The following is a 1,490-nucleotide window of genomic DNA, read 5'->3' as shown; positions in this document are numbered from 1 at the left end:
GGTCCTCCACTAGTCATTACCATAGGTTGAACTATCAATTTAAATGCCCCTATCATTGTTGTTATTAAAACAAATGCCATTGTAGGTTTTAATGAAGGTAATGTAATATATCTAAATTGTTCAAGTTTGGTTGCTCCGTCAATACTTGCCGCTTCATACATATCTGCTGGTATATTTTTTAATCCTGCAAGGAATATCATCATTTGATATCCTGCACCCTGCCATGCCGACATTAAAACAATTGTGTTCATAGCCTGACCAGTACTTGTCAAAAAAGGTTGAGCAGGCAAACCAACCTTTTGGAGCATAGTGTTAACTAAACCTGAGCTAGGATTTAATAATGTCATCCAAAGTATTGAAATTACAACTAATGACATAACTACAGGGCTAAAAAAAGCAACACGGAAAAATGCATTAAACTTGAATTTTTTATTTATTAATAAAGCCAATCCTAATGCTAATCCTACTTGTACTGGTATTACTAAAATAACAAAATGTAATGTATTCTTAAATGAGCTAATTACCATGTCATCTTTTGCCATGTTTTTAAAATTATCTAAACCTATAAAATGTATATCATTGGGTTTCAAAAGATAATAATCTGTAAAGGCATATGAAATAGATAAAGCAATTGGAATTAAAATAAACGTACATATTCCTATTAATGCAGGAGATAAAAATAGATAGGCTAATATAGTCTCTTTTAACTTGTATACTTTTTTAAATTTTACTTCTGGAACTTTATTTTCTATTTCAACTCTTAATTTTGCTTCCACAGTAATCACCTACTTTCACCTTAATCTGTATTTTTGCTCTTTCTTCTACTTTGATCTTCCCCATATACTGCACCTCTTTATATTAATATAAATACAGCAGCAGTAAGCCACTGCTGTATCTTATGACTTATTTCTTATGATTTTTAGCTTCACGTTCAATTTCTTGGACTTTGTCATCTAAAGTCTTTTGTATATCTTTATTGTATATAACTCCTTCTACAGCTTGTTCAAAACTTCTAGATATTACAGGATATATTACTGAACGTGGTCTAGCATGTCCACCTTTTATTAATTGATCCATTAATACTTTGTTTGGTCCATCTTCATTGTATGTCTTAATTTCTACCGCTGCTGATTTTCTTGCTGGCAGCATGCTTATAGCTTTATTTATTGCTATTGTTGATTCTTTATTAGTCATCCATTCAACAACCTTTGCTGCAGTTTCTACATTTTTGCAATTTGATGTTACTGCAAAACCCCATGATCCTGTTGGTACTTGTAACTTCTTTGTTTTAGGACTTACTGGATAAGGCATAACACCCCAATCTAAATCTTTGTAATTTTTTTGTAGATCAGCAACTGTCCATGAACCTTGTAATAACATAGCTGTTTTTCCTGTTTGGAATGCTTTATCCTCTGGAGTTGCACTAACTAACCCCTCTTTAACAAGTTTTTGCATAAAGGAAAGGGCTTCTACATTTTCTTTACTATTAA

The 1,490-nt window shown here is 31.9% G+C and carries 2 protein-coding genes; both read right to left on the bottom strand.

The window, feature by feature from the left end; translation table 11 throughout:
- Positions 1-776 (bottom strand): carbohydrate ABC transporter permease (locus CPJCM30710_RS17350; RefSeq protein ID WP_246503581.1); only part of this gene is annotated, 776 nt, incomplete at its 3' end.
- Between the two features lie 127 nt (positions 777-903).
- The coding region (locus CPJCM30710_RS17345; protein ID WP_212905393.1) for an extracellular solute-binding protein at positions 904-1,490 on the bottom strand (587 nt) is incomplete at its 5' end.

The organism is Clostridium polyendosporum (assembly GCF_018332455.1).
Classification (GTDB): domain Bacteria; phylum Bacillota; class Clostridia; order Clostridiales; family Clostridiaceae; genus Clostridium_AY; species Clostridium_AY polyendosporum.
The sequence above is the reverse complement of the archived record's forward strand: the minus strand, read 5'-3'. Positions and strand labels throughout refer to the sequence as shown.